We start from the raw sequence: 19,353 nt of genomic DNA, 5'->3' as shown, positions 1-19,353 counted from the left end.
GAATACTGGCTCCGACGCGTAACGCTTCGGAGCCAGGCATGTATAATCTTCCCAATTTCATCCACACGCATTTCGGCAAGAGCGCCGACGAACTCGGCGATATCGAGAAGCGCGTCCTCGCGAAGGCTCACGAGCGCAGGATCATCTCGACCGACGTCAACGCTGCACTCTCGGCGGAATCCTCCTTCGGCCAGCGGGTTGCCGATGGCATTGCGCGCGTCGGCGGCTCCTGGTCCTTCATCATCGCCTTCCTCGCCTTCCTGGCCATCTGGACGGTCGTCAACACCATCATCCTCGCCACCGGCGCCTTTGACCCCTACCCCTTTGTCTTCCTCAACCTGATCCTCTCGATGCTGGCTGCCATCCAGGCGCCGATCATCATGATGTCGCAGAACCGCCAGGCCGAGCGCGACCGCTTCGAGGCCGCCAAGGACTATGAGGTCAATCTGAAGTCGGAGCTTGAGGTCCTGTCGCTGCACCAGAAGATCGACATGCGGGTACTGACCGAACTGACGGCGCTACGCGAGGATGTCGCCCGCCTCAGCGCCGCCCTGGAAGCCAAGAAGATCTAGCCAGCGCCCGGATATTGCGGCAGGCCGTCGTTGATCTCGTAGAAATCACCCTTGTCGGCGCAATAGATGTGATAGCCGATGGCAAGATCGCTCGGCTTGTCGAAGGCGCCGGCGAGGATCGACACGGCATCGGAGCCGATCCGCTGCCAGAACAGCGCTGAGCCGCAGTTGCGGCAGAAGCCGCGCTCTGCCGCCTCGCTCGACTGGTACCAGTGCAGGGTTTCGCGGCCATCGATCACCAGCCCGTCGAGCGGCACATCGGCTGAGGTGAAGTAGAGGCCAGTCTGGCGCCGGCACTGCGAGCAATGGCAGGCGACCACCGGCCCGGGCTTGTTCCTGCTCCGAAACCGGACGGCACCGCAGGCGCAGCCTCCCGTATATTCCCTCTCCATCGTCCGATCCTCCGCCGTCATCTGCAGGGGAAATTGGCTGCAGCCGCGCGCCCGGTCAAATCCAATCTCTTGATGGAAAAGGTCAGCATTATTGATGACTTGCCCCCCGCCCCACGCCGGGACAGCGTCGCGCACAAACCAGCAAAAGTTGCAGGTGAATATTGACCGCCGGTCGCGAGTTTCCCGAAATGGGGCAGGCTCGCAAAGCTCAAACACACGCATCACGTTCATTAGCTAATCTAAAATTAAGAGATGCGGCCTTATATAAGACGAAGCTCAACCGAGCTGACATGAGGTCCAACATGATCGTGTTCAACCGTTTCCGGTCGAATGAAAGAGGCGCCGCCGCCATCGAATTTGCGATTGTCGCGCCCATTTTCCTCCTCGTCATCCTGACGCTCATCGCCTACGCAATCTATCTGACAGCCGCCCATTCCGTTCAGCAGATCACCGCAGACGCGGCCCGCACCGCTGTCGCCGGCCTGTCGGCGAAGGAGCGCGAAACGCTGGTCGATAATTTCATCACCTCGTCGACGCTCAATCACCCCCTGCTCCAGAAAGACAAGATCCACATCACCGTCACCACCGATCCCAGCAACGTCAACCAGTTCACGGTGACGACGGAATATGATGCCAACAATCTACCAATCTGGAATCTCTACACTTTTCCTCTCCCTGAACACATGATTCGGCGCTTCGCGACCATCCGGATGGGAGGCATCTGAATGCCGTTCAATGCCCTGCGCTTTTGCCGCGACACCCGCGGCAACATCGCCATCAGCGCTGCCATTTGCGCGCCTCTGATCGTCTACTCCCTCGGCATGGGCATCGACTACGGCATGCTGACGCTGCAGCAGCGCCGCCTGCAGCAATTGAGCGACATCGGCGCCATTGCCGCGGCCTCCGACATAAACCATGCGCCGGAACAGCTTCTCGCCAATTTCAAGCACAACGGCATCGACGCCGCCGTCACTATCGAGAACGGCTACCTGACCGGCAAAGGAACGCTTCCGAAGGGCGCCGACCTGTCACAATTCCAGGCTGTTGTGAGCTATGCGCCCGGCGCCTACGTCGCCGATCTCGCCATTGCACCCGATCAGCGCTTCGTCGCCGGCAAGCAGCCATACGATGCCGTCAAAGTTGCAGTGTCGCAGAAGGGCGAGCTCGCCTTCGCCAATATCTTCGCCAGCGCCCCGACCCTCAGCGCCGCCGGCACCGCATCGGCGGCCAAGGTCGCCGCCTTTTCCGTCGGCTCGCGCCTTGCCAGCATCAACGACGGCGTTCTCAATGCGTTGCTCGGCGCCCTGCTCGGAACGAGCATTAGCCTGAAGGCCGTCGACTACGAGAGCCTCGCATCGACAGATATCAACCTGCTCTCCTTCCTCGATCTGTTGGCAACCAACATCAATGCCAGCGCCGCCACCTATGACGAGCTCCTGGCCACCGACATCTCCTATCCGCGCCTGCTGAACACGCTCGGCAAGACGCCGGGCCTGCCTGCTACTGTCGACAAGACGCTGAGCTCGCTGGAAAAGACACTCGGGACGTCGCAGATCAAGGTGAAGCTCGAGGATATCCTCAATCTCGGCAGTACCGGCGAGCGGGCAATCGGCAGCGGATCGAACCTGCAGGTCGATGCAACAGTCATGGAGCTCCTCTCCGCAACGGCACTCGCGGCCAATCAGAAAAAGCAGGTCGCCGCCAACGTCAACAGCGCCATTCCCGGCCTGCTGAACGTCAAGCTGACGCTTGCGGTCGGCGAAAAGCCCGTCGGCTATGCCGCAAATGCGGTCGGCACATCGGGATCGGCCGTGCGCACCCCGCAGATTCGCCTGGCGATCGAAACCAGCGTCCCCGGTATCGGCATCATCGGCGGCATGAAACTGCGCGTCCCGCTCTATGTCGAGGTCGCCTATGCGGAAGCCAGGCTCTCGAGCATCTCGTGTCTCGGCGGCGGGGCGAAGAACGTCAATGTCGGCGTCGAGGCCGTTCCCGGCGTTGCCGAGATCGCGCTCGGCGATGTCGATACCAGCGCCTTCGCCAATTTCGGCAGCAAGCCGCGCGTCAACAAGGCAACGCTTCTCGATATCCTCGGCCTCCTGAAGGCAAGCGCCATCGCCGACGTCAACGTCAGCAATCTCGACAAGAGCAAACTGACCTTCCAGCCCTCCGATATCGCCGCCAAGGCGATCAAGAACATCTCGACCAAGGACACGCTGACCTCGACGGTCCAGAGCCTGCTCGGCAATACCGAAGTCGACGTCCAGCTGCTGACCCTGACGCTCGGCACGCCGAAGGCGGTGACCGCAGCGGTATCGCAGACGCTGACCGGGCTGACCAAGCCCTTAGATGAGCTGCTCTACAACACGCTGTCGATGCTCGGCATCAAGATCGGCGAAGCCGATATCCGCGTCACCGACGCCCGCTGCCAGCAATCGGTGCTGGTGCAATAAAAAAGCCCGGCGCGAAGCCGGGCTTTTCATCATTCACGATATCGCCGGATCAGGCGCTGGCGGCCATGCGCTTCTCGTCGCGGCCACCCTTCATGCGCTCGGCCAGCAGGAATGCCAGCTCGAGAGCCTGATCGGCATTGAGACGCGGGTCGCAATGCGTGTGGTAGCGGTCGGACAGCGAGTCAGCCGTCACGGCGCGGGCGCCGCCGGTGCATTCGGTGACGTCCTTGCCGGTCATCTCGATATGGATCCCGCCTGGATGCGTGCCTTCGGCGCGGTGGATCTGGAAGAAGCTTTCGACTTCCGACAGGATCCGCTCGAACGGACGCGTCTTGTAGTGGTTGAGCGTGATCGTGTTGCCGTGCATCGGGTCGCAGGACCAGACAACCTTGCGGCCTTCCTTCTCGACGGCGCGGATCAGCTTCGGCAGGTTGTCGGCAACCTTGTCGTGGCCGAAACGGCAGATCAGCGTCAGACGGCCGGCTTCGTTGGCCGGGTTCAGCGCATCGATCAGCTCGATCAGGTTGTCAGGCGTCAGCGACGGACCGCACTTCAGGCCGATCGGGTTCTTGATGCCGCGAAAATACTCGACATGCGCATGGTCGAGCTGACGCGTGCGGTCGCCGATCCAGATCATGTGGCCGGAGGTCGCGTACCAGTCGCCCGAGGTGGAGTCGACGCGGGTCAGCGCTTCTTCATAGCCAAGCAGCAGCGCTTCGTGGCTGGTGAAGAAGTCCGTTTCGCGCAGGCTCGGCTGGTTTTCCGCGGTGATACCGATGGCCTTCATGAAGTCCATGGTTTCGGAAATGCGGTCGGCGAGCTTGCGGTAGCGGTCTGCCTGCGGGCTGTCCTTGATGAAGCCGAGCATCCACTGGTGAACGTTTTCGAGATTGGCGTAGCCGCCCATCGCGAAGGCGCGCAGCAGGTTCAGCGTCGCCGCCGACTGGCGGTAGGCGTCGAGCTGGCGTTCGGGGTTCGGAATGCGGGCTTCCTCGGTGAATTCGATGCCGTTGATGACGTCACCGCGGTAGCTCGGCAGCGACACGCCGTTCATCGTTTCGATGTTCGACGAACGCGGCTTGGCGAACTGACCGGCGATACGGCCGACCTTAACGACAGGCAGCTGCGCGCCATAGGTCAGCACGACGGCCATCTGCAGGAAGGCGCGGAAGAAGTCGCGGATGTTGTCGGCGCCGTGTTCGGCGAAGCTCTCGGCGCAATCGCCGCCCTGCAACAGGAATGCATCGCCATTGGCAACGCTTGCGAGCTGCTTCTTGAGGCGGCGGGCCTCACCGGCAAAAACCAGCGGCGGATAGGTGGCAAGCTGGGCTTCCGTTGCCGCCAACGCGGCTGCGTCCGGATATTCCGGAACCTGCTGGATCGGTTTTTGCCGCCAACTGCTCGGGGTCCAAGTCTGTGCCATCTTACTCACCTTTATTGCGCCGGACACCATCCGGCGTCTTTGTCCCTAGAGAATAACGGCGGCTTATAAACCTTTAGGTCCGACTTGCCTAGCGGCGTTTCAGACAGTTTCAGGCGCAAAGAACGACGTTTTGCAGCATATAAAGGAATGCCGCAGCCACTCTTCAATCCCGGCCGTTAAGACAAACTATACCACATCATTTTGCGGCTGATTTAGCTTTCACTGTTACAACACCCCTCGATATCCAGGGGACCGGCGCGGTGCCGGCCCTCGACGCGCCTAGAGGGATGCTGCGCCCCATGTTTACCCGCCGTTTGCTCGCTGATCGCTCTGGCAATTTCGGGATGTTGACGGCGCTGCTCATGGTGCCGCTGATTGGCTCGGCCGGCATGGCGATCGACTACGGCCACGCGATGAGCCTGCGCACGCAGCTCTACGCCGCTGCAGACGCCGCCGCCGTCGGCGCTATCTCACAGAAATCCAATGCCGTGACCCAGGCGATGACCATGAGCGGCGACGGCGCGCTCACAGTCGGCCAGACGGATGCCCGCAGCATCTTCATGTCGCAGATGCAGGGCGAACTGACGGCCAGCAATGTCAATATCGACATCCAGGTCAACAAGGTCTCCAACCAGCTGAACTCGCAGGTGACCTTCAGCGCCTCAGTCCCGACGACCTTCATGCAGATCTTCGGCCGCAACACCATCGACATCAGCGGCACGGCGAATGCGGTCTTCCAGACCGCCGCCTTCATGAATTTCTACATCCTGCTCGACAACACCCCCTCGATGGGCGTCGGCGCCACGCCGACCGACGTCGCGACAATGGAAAAGAAGACGCCCGATACCTGCGCCTTCGCCTGCCATGTCGTCTCCGATGCCGGCGTCGAGGACCCCAACAGCTATTACAATCTCGCCAAGAAGAACAATGTGACGCTGCGCATCGACGTCGTGCGCCAGGCAACGCAGCAGCTCACCCAGACCGCCAAGACCCAGCGCGTCAGCGACAATCAGTTTTCCATGGGTGTCTATACGTTCGGCCAGCGCGCCCAGGACGCCAACCTGACGACGATCTCCAGCCCGATCACCGATCTCGACAAGGTGGCGAACTACACCAATGCGGTCGACCTGATGTCGATCCCCTACCAGGGCTACAACAACGACCAGCAGACCAGCTTCGACAATGCGCTGACGCAGATGAAGACGATCATCGGCGATCAGGGCGATGGCAACACGCAGACCCAGCCGCAGAAGATCCTGTTCTTCGTTTCCGATGGCGTCGGTGACAGCTACAAGCCAAGCACCTGTACCAAGGCGACGACGGGCGGCCGCTGCCAGGAGCCGATTGACACCTCCTTCTGCAAGCCACTGAAGGACAAGGGCATCAAGATCGCCGTGCTCTACACCACATACCTGCCGCTGCCGAACAACAGCTGGTACAACAGCTGGATCAAGCCTTTCCAGAGCCAGATCCCGACCAAGATGGCAGAATGCGCCTCGCCCGGCCTCTATTTCGAGGTGACGCCAACCGATGGTATCGCCCAGGCGATGAACGCGCTTTTCCTGAAGGTGATCCGCATGCCGCGGATCACCAGCTGACCGTCAGACCTTCTGGCCGTCGACGATGCGGTAGCTCGGCGCATACATGGTGACGAGTTCTTCCGCCGCAGTCGGATGGACCGCCATGGTGCGGTCGAAATCGTCCTTGGTGCATCCGGCCTTCAGCGTGATACCGAGGATCTGCGCCATTTCGCCGGCGTCGTGACCGAGGATATGCGCACCGATCACCTTGCGGCTCGCCGCATCGACGATCAGCTTCATCAGCATCTTCTCGCCGCGGCCTGACAGCGTCGCCTTCAGCGGCCGGAACTGCGCGCGGTAGACCTCGATTTCCTTGTAGGCCTTGGCCGCCGCCTCTTCCGTCAGGCCGACAGTGCCGATCTCCGGCTGCGAGAAGACGGCGGTCGCGATCGTCTCGTGATCCGGCTTGGTCGGGTTGTTCTTGTATTCGGTTTCGATGAAGCACATCGCCTCGTGGATCGCCACCGGCGTCAGCTGTACCCGGTCAGTGACATCGCCGAGCGCGTAGATGTTGTCGACGCTGGTGCGCGAATATTCGTCGACGACAACAGCGCCCCGCGCATCGGTCTTCACGCCGGCCGCCTCGAGGCCGAGGCCTTCGGTATTCGGATCGCGGCCGAGCGCCAGCATCACCACGCCGGCATTCAGCGTACCGTTATTCTTCGTCTCGACGACAAGGCCATCGGCGCCCTTCGAGACCTTCTCGATCACGTCATGGCAGAGAATGCGGATCCCCTTCGCCACCATCGCCTCATGCAGGCCGCGGCGCAGATCGTGGTCGAAGCGCGACAGGATTTCAGCGCCGCGATAGATCAGCGTCGTCTCGACGCCGAGGCCATGGAAGACATTGGCGAATTCGACGGCGATATAGCCGCCGCCGGCAATGACGATCGACTTCGGCAGCTCGTCGAGATGGAAGGCCTCGTTGGAGGAGATGCAGAGTTCGTACCCGGGAAGCGCCTTGTGTTCATTCGGGCGGCCACCGGTCGCAATCACGATCGTCTTCGCCGTCACCGTCTGCCCGGTCTTGACCAGGCGCACCGTGTGGCGATCGATCAGTTCGGCGCGCGTTTCGAGGATCTCGGCGTTCGCATTCGAGAGCCCCTTCTTGTAGAGGCCCTCAAGCCGGGCGATCTCGACATCCTTGGCGGCGATCAGCTTCTTCCAGTCGAAGCTGCTCTCGCCGACGGTCCAGCCAAAACCGGCCGCATCCTCGAAATGCTCATGATACTGCGAGGCATAGACGAACAGCTTCTTCGGCACGCAGCCGCGGATGACGCAGGTGCCGCCGTAGCGATATTCCTCGGCGATCGCCACCTTCTTGCCGAGCGAGGCGGCGACGCGCGCGCCTCTTACGCCTCCCGAACCGCCACCAATGACGAAGAGGTCGTAATCATATGAGGACATGGGGGAATGCTCCGTTTGGGAATCGGGAGGGACAATGACCCTGCATATAGTATCGGTCGCCGCCAAAACAAAAGCCCGGCGCGAGCCGGGCTTTCATCATGCGGATTGTGAAGATGCTTATTGCGGGGTCTGCAGGTTCAGGGCCGGTGCCGGAGCCTTTGCAGGAGCCTTGGCCGGAGCCTTTGCAGGCGCCTGGGCGGCCGGGGCATCGGCCGGTGCTGCAGCCGGCGTATCGAGCTGGACCGGCTCGACCTTGATGACCTTGCTCAGCTCGTCGCTGGCATTTTTCTGCAGATCGCGGGCAATGCCCTGTGCCCAGATGTCTGCGGCGCGGTTGGTTTCGCGCGAAGCGATCGGGCCGTCCTTGAGCAGCTTCTTGCCGACGTCGGAGCTGTAGAAATCGGCAATTGCCTTCAGCTCTTCAACCGTGAAGGCCTTGGCGTAGTTGGTTGCGGCTTCCTTTTCGAGATCGGCGCGGCGCGGCGCCAGAGCAAGCGCCGTCGCATCGACCGTCTGCGAGATCTGGTCTTCGTAGTTCGGCGAATCCTGGATCAGACCGGCCTTCAGGCGTTCGGCGAGGCCCGGCAGGATGTTGTCGAACTGAGCGGTGGCGCCGATCGCAGCGATTGCCGCGCGCGCTGCCTTCAGCTGCTCGTCCGTAACTTCCTGAGCCTTGACGGCGGTACCGAAAGCGAAGCTGGAGAGAATAACGGTCGCAGCGGCGATACGGCCAAGACCTGCAAATTTCTTCATGAGTTTCAGTGCTCCTGTTATCTGTTCGCCTGCAGCGTGCGTGCACCGGAAGGACCAGCAATGATCGCAAGTGCCGCCATATTGAGAAAAAGCCCGTGCTCAACGACACCGGGTATCGAGTTCAGCTCGCTCGAGAGCGCCTCTGCATCAGGAATACGGCCAAATGATGCATCGATGATGTGATGGCCGCCATCCGTCATGAAATCGCCGTCGCCGGAACGGCGCAGCGACAGACCACCCGTCAGACCGAGCTTGCTTGCAACCTTTTCGATCGCCATGCGCGTCGAAACGAGGCCGAAAGGATTGACTTCGATCGGCAGCGGGAAGCAACCGAGCGTCTCGACCAGCTTGCTCTCGTCGGCAATGACGACCATACGCCCGGACGCGGCAGCGACGATCTTTTCGCGCAGCAGCGCACCGCCGCCGCCCTTGATAAGCCGCAAGGCACCATCGACCTCGTCGGCGCCATCGATCGTCAGATCGAGCTCCGGCAGTTCGTCGAGCGATTTCAGGGGAACGCCGAGTTCGACGCAGAGCCGCGCCGTGCGTTCGGATGTCGGAACGCCTTCGACCTTGAAGCCGCCGGCGACCTTTTCCGCCAGCAGCCGGACGAATTCCTCCGCAGTGCTCCCCGTACCGATTCCGAGGCGCATGCCGCTTTCCACATGGGTCAGCGCCACCTCGGCGGCCTTGATCTTCATTTCGCGGGCATCCATGCGCCGCTTACTCCGATTGTTTCGTTGGATGTGCTGTTTACACGGCTCGTTTGCCAAACGAAAGCCAAAATAACCGTAGCAAACTGAAAAGCGGAAGCATCCGCGCCCACCCGCCAAAAGCTAGTCTTGGCGTTGCTTTTCCGGCCTCCTTACCCTACTCCGGACCATCAGCATTTCATGAAGAGGCAATAGACTTTGACCCCTGCCCTTGTCGTATTCGATCTCGACGGCACGCTGCTCGACACGCATGCCGATCTCATTGACAGCCTGAACCACACGATTGCCTCGATCGGCCTTGCGCCGGTTAGCTATGACGACCTCACCCATCTCGTCGGCCACGGCGCCAAGGTGATGATCGAGCGCGCCTGCAAGCGGCACGGCCATCCGCTGACCGAAGACGAGTCCGGGCCGCTGCTGCAGCGCTTCATCGCGCATTACAGCTCGACCATGCCCGGCCACACCAAACCCTATCCGGGCCTGATCGCCGCCATGGACAATCTTAAGGCAAACGGCTTCACGCTCGCCGTCTGCACCAACAAGCTGGAATCACTGGCGCGCACGCTGATCGACGCGCTCGGCCTCACGCATTATTTCGCGGCGATCACCGGCGGCGATACCTTCCCGGTCCGCAAGCCCGACGCGCGCCACCTGCTCGGCACGATCGAAAAGGCCGGCGGCACGCCCGAGCGCAGCATCATGGTTGGCGACAGCTTCAACGATATCGCCGTCGCCAAGAACGCCGCCGTCGCCTCGGTCGGCGTCCCCTTCGGTTATTCAGACGTTCCGATCGAAAGCCTGGAGCCCACCCGGATCATCCAGCATTTCGATGAGTTGACGCCCGATTTCGCCGACGCGTTGATCCGCGATTACGCGGCAAGCAACAAGGCTGCACAGGCTGTCTGAGCCGGCGATCACAGCAAACAAAAAAGGCGGCCACCGGCCGCCTTTTTCATAATTACCTGGCGGCTCAGATCTGAGCGCCACGCGCTTTGCTGGTGATGTCGAAGGCCTTCATCGTGTAGGTATCGCGATCATAGACGTCGTTGAAATATTCAACATTGCCGTCCTTGTTCGGCCAGGCCGTGAAGTAGGCGATGTAGATCGGGATCCGCTGCGGCACGGACACGGCCTTGTTCTGGCCGCCGGCGATCTGCTTGGCGACATCGTCGACCGTCGTGTTCAGCACGGCGGCCGCCATCGCACGCGGATCGGCAAGACGGACGCAGCCGTGGCTGAGCGCGCGCATGTCACGCTTGAAGAAGCTGCGCTGCGGCGTGTCATGCATGTAGATCGCATGGACATTCGGGAACAGGATCTTCAGTTCGCCGAGGGCGTTGTCACCGCTCGGTGGCTGGCGCACGGAAACGTTGGACGTCGAGCCGTACCAGTCGACGCTGGACGACGGAACAGCGCGGCCGTTGACGGCAACTTCATAGCCCATGCGGTCAAGATAGTTCGGGTCGGCGCGCAGCTTCGGCAGCATCTCGTTGATGATGATCGACTGCGGAACGCCCCAGAATGGGTTGAACTCGACCGTCTGGATCTGGTCTTCGAAGAAGAACGTCTGGTGCGACGGCTGGCCGACCACCACCCGCATCGACAGCTGTTCCTTGTTGTCGTTGTGGTAGTAGACCATGAAGGCCGGCTGGTTGATCATCACGTAGCGCGGGCCGAGATCTTCCGGCAGCCAGCGGGCCTGTTCCATGGCCACGACGAGCTTGTTGATCTTTGCCGTATTGCTGTCGCCGCCGGTCATGACGCGGACGGTCGCCTGGCCGATGACGCCGTCAGGCTTCAGGCCATGCTCCTTCTGGAAGTCTTCGACCAGCGACACGACGTCGGGCGAATATTCGGGAGCGCCGGTGTAAGCGGCAAGCATCGCCGCATGCTGGGTCTTCAGCGCTTCCGAACCATGCTTGCCGACGGCCTTGACGATGTTGGCAACTTCAGGCGAGCTGTCGCCCGGGCGCAGCAGACCGCTGAGCGAGATGGTGATCTGCTCCTGATCGCCGCCTTCAGCCTTCAGCTTGGCAAGTTCCTTCTTCAGGATGTCGAACTCGCGTCCATCCGGGCTGCGGCTGGCGAGATAGGCGCCGACATCCGGGCTCATCCGGGCAAGCTTCAGCACCGGATCGAGATTGACGACCTTGCGCTTGAAATCGTGATAGCCCGACAGCTTGTTGGGATCGATGCGGCCGCGCACCGTGTCCTGGACATAGGCCAGAACCTTAGACGAGAGCTCGAGCTCGAACTGCGTCAGCGCGTGATCGCGAACCGTCGGGTCCGGATTGGCCGGATCGGCAGCCGGAAGATTGACGGCATAATCGGCGGGGTCGAGGCCGACGGTGCCGGCGTTTGCCAGGAAGCCCATCGCCGCCTTGGCGCGATCGTTGACTTCGGTGCCAGACACCCAGACCAGCGGGTTCTTGGTATCGCCGTAATAGGTTTCCAGCGACTTCGCGACATTGGCGTCAGCGCGAACCTTGGCATCGGCGAGATAGCGCCGCTGAACACCCGACTGGTCGCCCGACGTCGCGGACGCATCGACGACGGCACCGGTTACGACCGGATCCGCAAACTTCGCCGTGTTCACCAGACGCATCGGGTCCGGCTTATAGGTATAATAGGTCGGTGCCGTCACCTTCGGCAGCGGCGCGTTGACCGGCGGCTGCATCGTCGGCATCTGCGCCGGATTGGAAGGATCGATGATCGTGCTCTGGGTGCGCTGCCGGTCGCCACGGATCATGTCCATCAGCGTATAGGCATGCGCGGGTGCAGCGAGAGCCGCAAAGCCGCAGGAAAGTGCCAGTGCGGAGACCGCACCCTTGAAAAACGATGTCATGCTTTTTCCAGTCCCAGTGTCATGCTGTCTTGGCGGGGCAAAGCCCATTCAAATTCGTACCGCCTGGCTATCTGCTCATTGGCAGAATCCGGCCTGCGCCGCCAGCGCCGGACGACTCAACTTTGCGTGACGTAACCCGAAGCAGCGACGCCAGGCAGTTCACACAAAATTATGAAATTATTAGTTAATTTTTTACTCAATTTCGCACCGGCGCCAAAGGCCGTTTTTCCCGCCGTTTGGTATAAAATTCCGGCCGTGTCCCAAATGCCACGTCACGAAGGGTCTAAAACATGAAAAACACCTTCATATTTTAGGGCCGCAACCAGTTTTCTTGCGCCGTTGGCAGGCATATAAGACGCGCATCCTTAAGTCAGCGAGAGGAAGGCGACAGCCATGAGCGCGACCCGTACCGAAACAGACACCTTTGGCCCGATCGAAGTGGCGAGCGACCGTTACTGGGGCGCGCAGGCGCAGCGCTCGCTCGGAAACTTCAAGATCGGCTGGGAAAAGCAGCCGCTGTCGATCGTCCGGGCGCTCGGCATCGTCAAGCAGGCGGCCGCCCGCGTCAATGTCGAGCTCGGCCAGCTAGACCCCGCGATCGGCAAGGCGATCACCGATGCGGCGCAGGAAGTTATCGACGGCAAGCTCAACGACCACTTCCCGCTCGTCGTCTGGCAGACCGGTTCGGGCACGCAATCCAACATGAATGCCAATGAAGTGATCTCCAACCGGGCAATCGAAATGCTCGGCGGCGAGATGGGCTCGAAGAAGCCCGTCCACCCGAACGATCACGTCAATATGAGTCAGTCGTCGAACGACACCTATCCAACGGCAATGCACATCGCCTGCGCCGAGCAGATCGCCAACCATCTGCTGCCCTCGCTGAAGCACCTTCATGCGGCGCTCGACATGAAGGTCGTCGAGTTCAATCATATCATCAAGATTGGCCGTACCCATACACAGGACGCGACCCCGCTGACGCTCGGCCAGGAATTTTCCGGTTATGCGGCGCAGGTGGGATCGGCGATCAAGCGTATCGAGATGACCCTTCCCGGCCTCTGCGAACTCGCCCAGGGCGGCACCGCCGTCGGCACCGGCCTTAACGCGCCGGTTGGCTTCGCCGAAAAGGTGGCCGAGGAAATTGCAGGAATCACCCACCTGCCCTTCGTGACCGCCCCGAACAAGTTCGAAGCGCTGGCCGCGCATGACAGCATGGTCTTCAGCCATGGCGCCATCAATGCCGCTGCCGCCGCACTCTTCAAGATCGCCAACGACATCCGCCTGCTCGGTTCCGGCCCGCGCGCCGGTCTCGGCGAACTGGCGCTGCCGGAAAACGAACCGGGTTCGTCGATCATGCCGGGCAAGGTCAATCCTACCCAGTGCGAAGCGCTGACCCAGGTCTGCATCCACGTCTTCGGCAATCACGCGGCACTGACCTTCGCCGACAGCCAGGGCCATTTCGAGCTCAACGTCTACAATCCGATGATGGCCTATAATTTCCTGCAGTCGGTTCAGCTGCTCGGTGACGCCGCGGTCTCCTTCACCGACAATTGCGTCGTCGGCATCGAAGCCCGCGAAGACAACATCAAGGCCGGACTGGAACGCTCGCTGATGCTGGTGACCGCACTCGCCCCGACCATCGGCTACGACAACGCCGCCAAGATCGCCAAGACCGCCCACAAGAATGGCACGACGCTAAAGGAAGAGGCTCTCGCCAGCGGCCTGGTCACCGCCGAGCAATACGATGCCGTCGTCCGCCCCGAACAGATGATCGGCCCGAAATAAGCGCAGGCGCGATTCGCTGACGCAGCAACACGGCCGAACGCCCAGACAAGAAAGGCTCGCGGAGGTCACTTCGCGAGCCTTTCGCCGTTTTTCCCGGCATAAACGGGCCTTGGGTTTGCCCGGCGGCGTGTCTAACGCGACACCATGACGTATGTATAAAACCGCGCGTACTTTAAAAAATAAGATTAAGATTCGCATACTCGCGCAGTATAGCAATATATAACGAAATACAAACTCAACATAAGGATTCATTATAAACTTATAATATATCACCTATAGTTAAGTATATTACTGTACGTTGACGTTTATATATATGAACGCGTGATAAATACGCAACATCGATACTTTACAACGCCTTGTGACAAACTTGTAATTTTGACGTTTGGTTTGCCCTGTACCCACCGCCTCGAAGTCGGGGGCATGCCACCTTCTTCTCAAAAACAAGGTCCGGGAGAGGGAATGCCGTTGGCAAAAAATCCCGGTCCAATCGAAACTTTGAATTGGAGGTTATCCATGAACATCAAGAGCCTTCTCCTTGGCTCCGCTGCGGCTCTCGCAGCAATTTCCGGTGCTCACGCTGCTGACGCTGTCGTCGCCGCTGAACCGGAAGCCGTCGAATACGTTCGCGTCTGCGACGCTTACGGCACCGGCTATTTCTACATCCCGGGCACCGAAACCTGCCTGAAGATCAACGGCTACGTCCGTTTCGACGTCAACTACGGCTTCGGCGAAGGCTTCGAAAACGGCGGCCTCGAAGACTGGAACGTCCGCACCCGCGCACAGGTTCAGTTCACCTCCAAGAGTGACACTGAATACGGCCCGCTTACCGGCGTCATCGTCTATCAGTACAACTTCCGCCCGAACGCGATGAAGGGTATCGATACCGCCAGCCTCGGTGGTGCGTCGAATGAGATGTCGCTCGATCAGGCCTACATCGACATCGCAGGTCTGCGCGTCGGTAAGATGCTCAACTGGTGGGATAACGACTTCTCGGGCGAGTTCGACGTGACCAACTCCGGCACGACGAGCTTCAACACCATCCGTTACCAGTATGAAGCAGGCAGCTTCTACGCCGGTATTGCGGTTGAAGAAGTTGGCGGCGTAAGCGACTTTGCTGCCTGGCAGCATGGTGGCAACGACATCGGTATCGACGCTGCCGTTGGCGGCAAGGTCGGCGACTTCACCTACGAGTTGCTCGGCGGTTATGACGTTGACGCAGAAGACGGCGCAGTCCGCGCTAAGCTCGGCGTTGCCGTCGGCCCGGGCACGCTTGGCCTCGCTGCAATCTGGTCCAGCGGCCCGAGTGCTTACTTCACCAAGGGTGAATGGTCCGTGGCTGCTCAGTACGCTGTCAAGGCAACTGACAAGTTCACGATCACGCCTGGCGTCCAGTACACGGACAACATCGATCAAGTCGATGGCGAATATGACTCGGGCAACGAACTGCGTGTTGGCGTTACGCTCGACTACCAGATCGTCGACAACCTCTCGTCCAAGTTCACCGCAACCTACGTCAAGCGTGACCACGATGCAGCTGAAGACACGGACTTCGTCCAGGGCTTCTTCCGCCTGCAGCGTGCATTCTAATCTGATCTGACTCCTTCGGATCGAGGCCCGTCCGGCTCTGCCGGGCGGGCTTTTTGCCGCGACCGAACCGATGGGTGCCCACGGCGCATTGCATTTCCATGCGCCCGGATTTAGATCGCTTCCAAACTAGCCCATTTGAAAGGTCTCCGATGGCTGACGATCTCTTTCCGCTCGGCAAAGACACCACGCAATACCGCAAGATCAGCAGCGACCATGTCTCTGTCGACAGCTTCAAGGGTCAGGACATCCTGACGGTCGAGCCGGAGGGCATCCGGCTGCTGGCGGAGACTGCCTTTGCCGATATCAACCATCTGCTGCGCCCGGGCCACCTGAAGCAGCTGGCTTCCATCCTCGATGACCCTGAGGCGACCGATAACGACCGTTTCGTCGCCTATGACCTCCTGAAGAATGCCAATATCGCTGCGGGCGGCGTGCTGCCGATGTGCCAGGATACCGGCACCGCGATCATCATGGGCAAGAAGGGACGCCGCGTCTGGACCGAAGGCGGTGACACCACAGCGCTCTCCAGGGGCGTTCTTGATGCCTATGAGAAGAAGAACCTGCGCTATTCGCAGCTGGCGCCGATCAAGATGTTCGAGGAGAAGAACACCAAGAACAATCTCCCGGCCCAGATCGACATCTACGAGGAAGGCACAGATAGCTACGACTTCCTGTTCGTCGCCAAGGGTGGCGGCTCGGCCAACAAGACCTTCCTTTACCAGGGCACGCCGTCGCTCCTGACGCATGACCGGATGATCGACTTCCTTAAGGAGAAGATCCTCACGCTCGGTACGGCAGCCTGTCCCCCCTACCATCTTGCAATCGTCATCGGCGGCACTTCCGCCGAGATGAATCTCAAGACGGTGAAGCTCGCTTCCACCCGCTATCTCGACGACCTGCCGACCGAAGGCTCCGAAAGCGGCCATGCCTTCCGCGACATCGAGATGGAAAAGGAAATCCACAAGCTGACGCAGCAGATGGGCGTCGGCGCCCAGTTCGGCGGCAAGTATTTCTGCCACGACGTTCGCGTCATCCGCCTGCCCCGCCATGGCGCCTCGCTGCCGATCGGCCTCGGCGTCTCCTGTTCCGCCGACCGCCAGGCGAAAGGCAAGATCACCCGCGACGGCATCTTCGTCGAGCAGCTCGAAACCGATCCGTCGAAATACATGCCTGAGATCGACGAATCCAAGCTGTCGGAATCGATGGTCCGCATCGACCTGAACCAGCCGATGAGCGATATCCTCGCCGAGCTTTCCAGGCACCCGGTCAAGACCCGGCTGTCGCTGACCGGCACGATCATCGTCGCCCGCGACCTCGCGCATTCGAAGATCCGCGAACGCCTGGAAAATGGCGAAGGCATGCCGGATTACATGAAAAACCACCCGGTCTATTACGCCGGCCCGGCAAAGACCCCGGCAGGCTATGCCTCCGGCTCCTTCGGCCCGACCACCGCCGGCCGCATGGACTCCTACGTCGATCAGTTCCAGTCCTTCGGCGGCTCGATGGTGATGCTCGCCAAGGGCAACCGCTCGCGCGCCGTCCGCGAAGCCTGCAAGAAGCACAACGGCTTCTATCTCGGCTCGATCGGCGGCCCCGCCGCCCGTCTGGCGCAGGATTGCATCAAGAAGGTCGAAGTGCTCGAATATCCGGAGCTTGGCATGGAAGCCGTCTGGAAGATCGAGGTCGAAGACTTCCCCGCCTTCATCGTCATCGACGACAAGGGCAACGACTTCTTCCAGGAACTCAATCTGGGTTAAGACAATGCCAATCATCGGCTGCTGATCGCTGACGCTTTAGGCAGAACCGTGTTCACAGAAGCGCGGCCATTTCGATGGCCGCCGTCAATGAAATAAGAACACGGTTATGCAAATTTTTTCAGAGATTTTCCGGGAAAATTTCAACCGCCGCCACGCGAAAGACACCCATGGGTGTGAATATTCCTCAGATTTTCCAGCATTTTCAATGCCATAGTATTTCCGGAATATACAACCAGAATAATCACATGTAATCGTTGGTATATATCGTCTTAATTGTTTCCCAACGAATTTAAGCTAGCCAATAGAAGATTGCTTTTCTAATTCCTTGAGGAGTATGCCGGATGAATACGGCTGCAGCGCAGAAAGCGCAGATCCCGGATGTCGCAGGCCAGATCACTTTTGCCATGCGTTCGATGGGCGTCGCGCCAATCCCGCGCAATTACGAACTCTTCTACGAAGCCTATATCGGCTCCAATCCCGCCCTCACCCGCGACCTCGCAGCGCTCGGCAATCAGGCGACGCAGGAAGAACTGGATGAGCTCGGCGCACAATATTTCTGCCACTCCCCGGCGCGCGTCTTCGATGATGTCCACACCCGCATCGCCGCCGAACTCGAGGGCCTGCTGAGGGTTCTGCGCCAGGAGCAGACCTCTCTCGAAAGCTACAACAAGCTCCTCGGCGAAACCTACCGCCGCATCAACACCAAGAACACGACCAGCGTCGACCTCCTCGAAAACGCCATCAACCTCTTGACCCAGGCAACCGGCGACACGATGGCCCACGGCGAACGCACCGTCGAGAATGTCGCCCAGCGCTCGCAGGAAATGGACCAGGTTCGCAAGGAGCTCGACGAGTACAAGCGCATCGCCAACACCGACTCGCTGACCCGCCTTTCCAACCGCCGCGCCTTCGACGACCGCCTCGCCGCCGTTTTCGACAACGCGGCGCTGAAGCCGGTCACCGCTCTCGTGCTTGCTGACATCGATAATTTCAAGAAGATCAACGACACCTACGGCCATCCGGTTGGTGACAAGATCCTGGCGACCGTTGCATCGGTCATCCGCGCCAATGTCCGCCGCGATGTCTTCGTCGCGCGCACCGGCGGCGAGGAATTCGCGCTGATCATTGACGGCAATACCCAGGAAGAGGTCGTCGCCATGTCCGAGCGCATCCGCCGGACGCTGGAAGCGACCCCCTTCAAGAATAGCCGCACGCGGGTCAATTATGGCCCGGTCACGGTGTCGATGGGCGTCTGCATGGCGTCCCACGCCGAGGATGCCGGCGAGCTCTATTACAAGACCGACATTGCCCTCTATGGCGCCAAGCATGCCGGCCGCAACTGCAGCGTCGTCTACGAGGATGGCATGCAGAAGGACTTCACCAAGAGCTGGCTGATCTACAAGGCCTGACGCGTCACCATCTGGTGACGCTCATTACCACATCGTCTTCGCCGCACGTCCCGCCCATTCGCGGTCGTATGTCTCGTGGTCGAAATCTTCTGTCGCCACCTTCAACATCATGCCGGGCGTCGGCAGGCTGGCCGGATCGACGAAATTCTCCGGGTTCCACAGCTGCGAGCGCATCAGCGCCCGTGCACACTGGAAATAGACCTCATCGATGGTGATGACGACGACGGTGCGCGGATGCTTGCCGTCCATCTCGAAGCTCGAAAGCAGGCTGTCGTCGTTGGACACCACGCCATGCCCATTGATCCGCATCGTCGTGTTCGATCCCGGCACCAGGAACATCAGCGCCAGCCGCGGATCGCGCACGATATTCAAGAGGGAATCGACGCGGTTGTTGCCGCGCCAGTCGGGCAGATGGATCGTCTTGTCGTCGATGATCCGGACAACGCCGCCGATGTCACCGCGCGGAGAGCAATCGAGCCCTTCGGGGCCGACGGTGGCGAGCGCCATGAACGGCGAGGCCTCGATCATCTGGCGATAAAGCGGTGTCAGCGCCTTGGTCACCTTCGCGACGGAAGCCTGCGACAGACCGCCGGCGTAGATTTCGCTGAGCTCTTCCACCGTGCTGATGATTTTCATGATCGTCCCGCCATCTCTACCGGACGGCAATTAGCCGCCTA

The 19,353-nt window shown here is 60.4% G+C and carries 16 protein-coding genes; 9 read left to right on the top strand and 7 right to left on the bottom strand.

The genetic code is table 11. The features are described 5' to 3' along the window. Positions 1–38 precede the first annotated feature (38 nt). Complete coding sequence (locus ACODR6_RS29220) at positions 39–572, top strand: DUF1003 domain-containing protein (protein WP_130278182.1); 534 nt, start codon at positions 39–41, stop codon at positions 570–572. On the opposite strand, the gene ACODR6_RS29215 is transcribed toward ACODR6_RS29220, so the two are convergent. Further along, a complete protein-coding gene (locus ACODR6_RS29215; protein ID WP_489025931.1) occupies positions 569–964 on the bottom strand; it encodes a GFA family protein in 396 nt (131 codons plus the stop codon). The two genes, ACODR6_RS29220 and ACODR6_RS29215, sit on opposite strands and share 4 nt — an antisense overlap. A 302-nt stretch (positions 965–1,266) precedes the next feature. On the opposite strand from ACODR6_RS29215, the gene ACODR6_RS29210 reads away from it, so the two are divergent. Both ACODR6_RS29210 and ACODR6_RS29205 read left to right on the top strand, forming a co-directional pair. Then, a complete protein-coding gene (locus ACODR6_RS29210) occupies positions 1,267–1,689 on the top strand; it encodes a TadE/TadG family type IV pilus assembly protein (RefSeq protein ID WP_112716595.1) in 423 nt (140 codons plus the stop codon). Next, positions 1,690–3,417, top strand: coding sequence for a pilus assembly protein TadG-related protein (locus ACODR6_RS29205; RefSeq protein ID WP_489025929.1), 1,728 nt, complete (start codon positions 1,690–1,692; stop codon positions 3,415–3,417). A gap of 49 nt (positions 3,418–3,466) precedes the next feature. Here ACODR6_RS29205 and ACODR6_RS29200 read toward each other — a convergent pair whose 3' ends face one another. Beyond that, positions 3,467–4,840 carry a class II 3-deoxy-7-phosphoheptulonate synthase gene (locus ACODR6_RS29200; protein WP_112716599.1) on the bottom strand — a complete coding sequence of 458 codons (1,374 nt, stop codon included), beginning with the start codon at positions 4,838–4,840 and terminating at the stop codon, positions 3,467–3,469. A gap of 299 nt (positions 4,841–5,139) precedes the next feature. Here ACODR6_RS29200 and ACODR6_RS29195 point away from each other — a divergent pair, with 299 nt between their 5' ends. After that, positions 5,140–6,438 carry a pilus assembly protein TadG-related protein gene (locus tag ACODR6_RS29195; RefSeq protein ID WP_489025926.1) on the top strand — a complete coding sequence of 433 codons (1,299 nt, stop codon included), beginning with the start codon at positions 5,140–5,142 and terminating at the stop codon, positions 6,436–6,438. A 3-nt stretch (positions 6,439–6,441) separates the two neighbouring features. On the opposite strand, the gene gor is transcribed toward ACODR6_RS29195, so the two are convergent. The 3 genes from gor to rpiA form a co-directional block, all read right to left on the bottom strand. Next, the gene (gene gor / locus ACODR6_RS29190; RefSeq protein ID WP_199629512.1) at positions 6,442–7,827 is read right to left on the bottom strand and encodes a glutathione-disulfide reductase; all 1,386 of its coding nucleotides are present in this window, start codon (positions 7,825–7,827) and stop codon (positions 6,442–6,444) included. Positions 7,828–7,944: 117 nt separating this feature from the next. After that, positions 7,945–8,580, bottom strand: coding sequence for a DUF2059 domain-containing protein (locus ACODR6_RS29185; RefSeq protein WP_112716605.1), 636 nt, complete (start codon positions 8,578–8,580; stop codon positions 7,945–7,947). A gap of 17 nt (positions 8,581–8,597) precedes the next feature. Then, on the bottom strand, positions 8,598–9,296 hold the full coding sequence (gene rpiA, locus ACODR6_RS29180; protein ID WP_203428734.1) for a ribose-5-phosphate isomerase RpiA: 699 nt from the start codon (positions 9,294–9,296) through the stop codon (positions 8,598–8,600). Positions 9,297–9,491: 195 nt separating this feature from the next. Here rpiA and ACODR6_RS29175 point away from each other — a divergent pair, with 195 nt between their 5' ends. After that, positions 9,492–10,199, top strand: coding sequence for an HAD family hydrolase (locus tag ACODR6_RS29175; RefSeq protein WP_489025923.1), 708 nt, complete (start codon positions 9,492–9,494; stop codon positions 10,197–10,199). Positions 10,200–10,263: 64 nt separating this feature from the next. Here the strand turns inward: ACODR6_RS29175 and ACODR6_RS29170 are convergent, their stop codons facing one another. After that, positions 10,264–12,138, bottom strand: a complete 1,875-nt coding sequence (locus tag ACODR6_RS29170) for a L,D-transpeptidase family protein (protein ID WP_199629510.1) — start codon at positions 12,136–12,138, stop codon at positions 10,264–10,266. A gap of 393 nt (positions 12,139–12,531) precedes the next feature. Here ACODR6_RS29170 and fumC point away from each other — a divergent pair, with 393 nt between their 5' ends. The 4 genes from fumC to ACODR6_RS29150 all read left to right on the top strand — a co-directional run bounded on the left by fumC (position 12,532) and on the right by ACODR6_RS29150 (position 18,676). Further along, a complete protein-coding gene (fumC, locus tag ACODR6_RS29165; RefSeq protein WP_489025921.1) occupies positions 12,532–13,923 on the top strand; it encodes a class II fumarate hydratase in 1,392 nt (463 codons plus the stop codon). Positions 13,924–14,436: 513 nt separating this feature from the next. Then, complete coding sequence (locus ACODR6_RS29160; RefSeq protein WP_489025919.1) at positions 14,437–15,510, top strand: porin; 1,074 nt, start codon at positions 14,437–14,439, stop codon at positions 15,508–15,510. Positions 15,511–15,608: 98 nt separating this feature from the next. Next, positions 15,609–17,267 carry a fumarate hydratase gene (locus ACODR6_RS29155; protein ID WP_489025917.1) on the top strand — a complete coding sequence of 553 codons (1,659 nt, stop codon included), beginning with the start codon at positions 15,609–15,611 and terminating at the stop codon, positions 17,265–17,267. 341 nt (positions 17,268–17,608) lie between these two features. Further along, on the top strand, positions 17,609–18,676 hold the full coding sequence (locus ACODR6_RS29150; protein ID WP_130278173.1) for a GGDEF domain-containing protein: 1,068 nt from the start codon (positions 17,609–17,611) through the stop codon (positions 18,674–18,676). A gap of 24 nt (positions 18,677–18,700) precedes the next feature. Here the strand turns inward: ACODR6_RS29150 and ACODR6_RS29145 are convergent, their stop codons facing one another. Further along, the gene (locus tag ACODR6_RS29145) at positions 18,701–19,312 is read right to left on the bottom strand and encodes a pyridoxamine 5'-phosphate oxidase family protein (RefSeq protein WP_203428729.1); all 612 of its coding nucleotides are present in this window, start codon (positions 19,310–19,312) and stop codon (positions 18,701–18,703) included. Between the last annotated feature and the right edge of the window lie 41 nt (positions 19,313–19,353).

Source organism: Rhizobium sp. FG96 (assembly GCF_057808655.1).
Note: the sequence above shows the minus strand (reverse complement) of the source record. Positions and strands in the feature narration are given on the sequence as shown.

Excerpts from the sequence above, each read along its gene's own strand:
- ACODR6_RS29220 (WP_130278182.1), top strand. The coding sequence starts at position 39 with ATGTATAATCTTCCCAATTTCATCCACACGCATTTCGGCAAGAGCGCC.
- ACODR6_RS29215 (WP_489025931.1), bottom strand. The coding sequence starts at position 964 with ATGGAGAGGGAATATACGGGAGGCTGCGCCTGCGGTGCCGTCCGGTTT.
- ACODR6_RS29210 (WP_112716595.1), top strand. The coding sequence starts at position 1,267 with ATGATCGTGTTCAACCGTTTCCGGTCGAATGAAAGAGGCGCCGCCGCC.
- ACODR6_RS29205 (WP_489025929.1), top strand. The coding sequence starts at position 1,690 with ATGCCGTTCAATGCCCTGCGCTTTTGCCGCGACACCCGCGGCAACATC.
- ACODR6_RS29200 (WP_112716599.1), bottom strand. The coding sequence starts at position 4,840 with ATGGCACAGACTTGGACCCCGAGCAGTTGGCGGCAAAAACCGATCCAG.
- ACODR6_RS29195 (WP_489025926.1), top strand. The coding sequence starts at position 5,140 with ATGTTTACCCGCCGTTTGCTCGCTGATCGCTCTGGCAATTTCGGGATG.
- gor (WP_199629512.1), bottom strand. The coding sequence starts at position 7,827 with ATGTCCTCATATGATTACGACCTCTTCGTCATTGGTGGCGGTTCGGGA.
- ACODR6_RS29185 (WP_112716605.1), bottom strand. The coding sequence starts at position 8,580 with ATGAAGAAATTTGCAGGTCTTGGCCGTATCGCCGCTGCGACCGTTATT.
- rpiA (WP_203428734.1), bottom strand. The coding sequence starts at position 9,296 with ATGGATGCCCGCGAAATGAAGATCAAGGCCGCCGAGGTGGCGCTGACC.
- ACODR6_RS29170 (WP_199629510.1), bottom strand. The coding sequence starts at position 12,138 with ATGACATCGTTTTTCAAGGGTGCGGTCTCCGCACTGGCACTTTCCTGC.
- fumC (WP_489025921.1), top strand. The coding sequence starts at position 12,532 with ATGAGCGCGACCCGTACCGAAACAGACACCTTTGGCCCGATCGAAGTG.
- ACODR6_RS29160 (WP_489025919.1), top strand. The coding sequence starts at position 14,437 with ATGAACATCAAGAGCCTTCTCCTTGGCTCCGCTGCGGCTCTCGCAGCA.
- ACODR6_RS29155 (WP_489025917.1), top strand. The coding sequence starts at position 15,609 with ATGCGCCCGGATTTAGATCGCTTCCAAACTAGCCCATTTGAAAGGTCT.
- ACODR6_RS29150 (WP_130278173.1), top strand. The coding sequence starts at position 17,609 with ATGAATACGGCTGCAGCGCAGAAAGCGCAGATCCCGGATGTCGCAGGC.
- ACODR6_RS29145 (WP_203428729.1), bottom strand. The coding sequence starts at position 19,312 with ATGAAAATCATCAGCACGGTGGAAGAGCTCAGCGAAATCTACGCCGGC.